This is a genomic window from Wolbachia endosymbiont of Drosophila barbarae, assembly GCF_044752445.1.
Taxonomy (GTDB): Bacteria; Pseudomonadota; Alphaproteobacteria; order Rickettsiales; family Anaplasmataceae; genus Wolbachia; species Wolbachia pipientis.
The window spans coordinates 1-4,487 of the sequence record NZ_JBIXJM010000055.1 but is presented as its reverse complement, the minus strand read 5'-3'; the positions used below and the strand labels follow the sequence as shown (position 1 = coordinate 4,487).

Below are 4,487 nucleotides of genomic sequence, written 5' to 3'. Positions count from 1 at the left end.
CTTCCACACTTTACATCCCCATCTGTTAGACCTAAATCCCTTGCCCCATCTGTTATCTTTATAATGTCTATTTTACTATCTTTAGAATATTCTAAGTAAAAAACGGAGTTGTCTACTCTTGCATCTTTTAGCTCGCTATTGGTTGCACTTTTTGCGATTTCAATAAACTTATGAGAATTGCTAATATAATCTCTATAAGCTTTTTTTAGGTTAGTTTTATGCTCTTTAAATTCTGATGTCAGTGTGTTAGCATCAACTGTATTACCAAACACTGCCCCTTTTGATACTAATTGACATATTATATTACTAGCAACTTTAGGATTTTTTTCCAACTCACTGATTTTTTTCATCACATAATCGGTAAAAGTGTACTCATTACCTGAAAAGAAATCTTGTGAAAGAGAATAGTTTAATCGTACACCAGACTTTATAGCATCGTTTACAATCTCTTCAAGTTCAGCCATGTTTTGAGCCTGAAACACCTTATCAGAAAACTCATTTAACTTTTCCTTTTGATTTGAGGTTAAATTAAGGAGTAATTTACTGACCTGTCCTTTCTTTTGCTGACGATAAATAATATTTTTATCATAATCTAATGCTCCTGCTTTTAGAAATATTTTTCTTAACTCTTGAGCAAGATCTTCATTATCCCAAGCAAAACGATCAACATACGAAAACACTTTTGATTCACCCATTCCTTGCCGAATATTTAGCACCACTTTTAGGTCTGAGTCTCTTTTATGCTTACTTAAAAACTCCTTTAAATTTTTAGTGCAGTCTGAATCACACACAAGTAAGTCATACAATTCCTTATTCATCTTTTTCTGTTTATCAGTTAAGAATAATTCTTCTATATTATAGCAGAGTTTATTAGTTGCTATTTGTTGTGGAGTTTTGCCCTTTCTACTTGTTATATTAGGGTTAGCTCCTTTTAAGAGAAGAGAGTTTGCATTATCGTAATGACCTATGGCAGCAGCAATGTATAATGGTGTTTTTCCTTTGTTATCTTGTATATTAGGATCTGCACCTGCACCTAAAAGTAAATCTATAGCCTGATTTCCTGTACGACGAAATCCACCAATATTTGCTCCTGCAATTGCATGCAATACTGTTGATTGAGATTCTCCTCTTCTGAGATTAAGAATTACTTTTAAATCTTTATTGTTTTTATTATCATGTAAAAATTCTTCAAGGGGCTCAGTATTATCAAATGAACCACAGTTAGAAGCTAAACATTTTAGAGCACTAAGTAACTTTTTGTTTAAATTTTTTTGACTTGGCGTAAGATCGTGATCTAGAGCAAACCAAACACAAATTTGCTCGCTTAGTCCAAGTTTGCTATCAACTAAAGAAGGTAGTTCATTATGATTTCTAACTGATGGTAAATCTCCTGAGTACCACATATCATTCATCAGCTCATTTAATAAATGTTCTTTAGATGATAGATGTTCTATAATGGATTCATATTCAACATCATATAGTTCTGGTTTGGATTTTGGTTTTAGTAGATTGATGATAGATTTTACCATCCCAGTAGACTCACCCATACTTACCCTTTAAGCTAAGATATATGATATATTGTATGCGATATGTAACGTTAAGTCAATAACTATAATCTTTTTACTACTCACGTCGTTAAGCTTTTGTTAAGTTTTTATGGTGAGTAATAATGGAGTATATAGAGAGGTTAAAAGTTGCTTATGACTCCAAGTTTTAGCCAGTTTTACTATAGATCAACAAATTTGAGAAGCACTAGCGATATTTAATATATAGGAATATGATGCTTTAAAGGAGTGCAAAAACTGCTGAAGCTTATACAGTAACCTGCGGAGCCACTTCAGCAGAATAAACAAACACATGCCAGTATTAGTAGAGAATTATTTATAAGTCAACTAACTTTTTAAAAAATATTTTAGTGAAGATACCATGCTAGCTAAAGAATTGAATTATTGACTCTTCCTAAGATTGCAAAAAAGGTCGTATATTTGTGAGAACAAGACGCGTAAAAATAAGGTTATAAAAATAGAAGATTTAAATTATTGCAACAAAGTTAGTCAAATTGGTTCATATGTAAGTTTAGCAAAAGTAAGCCAATATAGCTGGTTTTAGCGTATAGTAGGATTGTAATATAAAAAAGTTCGTATGTATCGTGTGGTAGACCAACTGATCCCAAAAAAACTTGTTCTCACGCTTGTTATTTTAAGTTGCTGAAAGTGGTTGTATCGGTTAGGTTATTAGTAATATATTTTACTAAATTAATACCAATTCATTTGAGGATAAAAAGGAAAACTAAGGTAAATTTATAGCAAAAAAGGTTTGTGCTCATCTTATGACAAAGATGCAATAGAAACTCTCATGGAAAAGAGGCAAAGATTGTGGAAGTATATAGAAAAAGCTTTATGACGCTCAACGAAAAAAGGGAGGCGTTTGGCTTGCTGATGTTGCAGGTGATGATGAATTGAATTAAAAATTTTATATATAATGTAAGTGTAGTAATATTAATAAATATCAAATATTTATACTGCATTATCATCTAGCATACTAACAAATTAGAGGTAATTTATGAACGAAATACAACAAAGAGAGTTAAATGAACAACTTTTTAATGCTGTTGTACAGGGTAATATAGGGCAAATTGAGGAGTTAATAGTAGCTGGAGCAGAGGTTAATGCGGTAGATGAGGGTGAAAAAGCTTTTTCACGTCTTTCTGCTTTAAGTAATACAAGGGAAAGAGGGGTAGTAGAGGCAGCGAATATTCAGCAACTTAGACTCACTCCTTTACATTATGCTGTTTTAAGTGGCAGAGAGATGGTAGAGCTTTTAATCGAAAAAGGGGCAAATATTAATATGGTAAGTGAAGATGGACCTACTCTTTTACATTATGCTGCTGCTTTCAGTGACAAAAGAGAGGTGGTAGAGCTTTTAATCAAAGAAGGGGCGAATGTTGATGCGGTGGATGATAATGGCAATACTCCTTTATTTTCTGCTGCTTTAAGTGGCAAAAGAGAGATGGTAGAGCTTTTAATCGAAAAAAGGGCGAATGTTGATGCGGTGAATAAGGTTAAAAATACTCCTTTACATGCTGCTGCTTTAAGTGGCAAAAGAGAAGTAGTAGAGTTCTTAATCGAAAAAGGGGCGAATATTAATGCGGTGAATGAGAGTAAAAATACTCCTTTACATGCTGCTACTTTAAGTGGCAAAAGAGAAGTGGTAGAGCTTTTAATCGGAGAGGGGGCGCATATTGATGCGATAGATGATAATGGCAATACTCCTTTAAGTTGGGCTGCTGAACATAGCCAAAAAGGTGTGATAGAGTCTTTACTTGAAAAAGGAGCGAATATTGATGTGATAGATGGTGATGGCAATACTCCTTTAAATTGCGTTATTATCTCGAATAAAATAGACAATGCTGAGTTAATAGTAAATCACATAGCAAAACTGGAAGCTACTGGCTTATATGTCAGTCCAGAGAATATACAACTTAAAGCTCAGATAATGCCAGAAATAGAAAAAAGAATATTTCTACATAATCATAAACCATTGATTGATGCTTTATCGACGCATTATGGAAGTAATTTTCAAGCAATGACATTTACTGGTATAAAGAACAGGAGTACGAAATAATACACTAATTTACTTTGTAGACTTCGAAGATGTTACAACAAGACATGTTCCTACACTGAAAGTCAAGACATTTGCAGAGATGGTTAAAAATAAAGATATAAATAGTAACCTTGAGTGCCCAAGCACTGAACAAACTCAAGGAGCTAGTCAGTCTCTTAATTAAAGAAGGATACATGGAGACCTGCTGCGAAAACAAGAAGAGGTGTTCCTCGCTTGTATGAAGTATTTTTAAACGTGGTTTTTTTAAAGATCATAATTACCACAAAAACTGGGCTTTCCTTTTGCAGCAGGTCTTAAGCCTCCGCAGCGGACCTTCCGATTCCAAAGCAACTTCTTCTCTGTTGCATTTATTGGTTTGTGGAATAGTAGAAATATTGTTTTAATATCTACATAAAGACATACATATAATTAAGAAAAAGACAGAAGAAAAGAATATAAGAAATTAGAACTGACAAGCAAAAACTTGCTTTTTTATTAAATACGTGTACAATTTAGGCATGTGTTTTTAATTTTGAGGTATAGGTATGATAGACTTTATGAAGAATGAATTTGAAATAATATTGCAGGGGATAGAGGAAAATCCAAGTATATACAGCAATAACACAACTACAAGAATAGCAAATGAATTACAAGAATATAATTCAAGAAGGTTAAGCGAAATTAATGAATCTAGTGAATCTATTCACCACAAAATGCAGCTATTGGATGAAAACTATAACAGAGAGACACAGTTATTGAGTGAAAACTATGGCAGAAAGATACAGTCGTTAAACTACCAGTACAATAGTAAATTGTTACAGGAGCTGCATAACAATGCCAATAGTAGTAAATCCAATTATGATTCTAGACATGCTATATCTGAT

3 protein-coding genes are annotated in these 4,487 nt (G+C 33.0%); 2 read left to right on the top strand and 1 reads right to left on the bottom strand.

The window, feature by feature from the left end; translation table 11 throughout:
* The coding region (locus ACIPNH_RS00750) for an ankyrin repeat domain-containing protein (protein ID WP_400770972.1) at nt 1-1,547 on the bottom strand (1,547 nt) is incomplete at its 3' end.
* A 1,015-nt stretch (nt 1,548-2,562) separates the two neighbouring features.
* Between ACIPNH_RS00750 and ACIPNH_RS00745 the strand changes: the two genes are divergently transcribed.
* Together ACIPNH_RS00745 and ACIPNH_RS00740 are read left to right on the top strand one after the other, a co-directional pair.
* A complete protein-coding gene (locus tag ACIPNH_RS00745) occupies nt 2,563-3,624 on the top strand; it encodes an ankyrin repeat domain-containing protein (protein WP_151808102.1) in 1,062 nt (353 codons plus the stop codon).
* Nucleotides 3,625-4,148: 524 nt separating this feature from the next.
* The coding region (locus ACIPNH_RS00740) for a hypothetical protein (RefSeq protein WP_400770968.1) at nt 4,149-4,487 on the top strand (339 nt) is incomplete at its 3' end.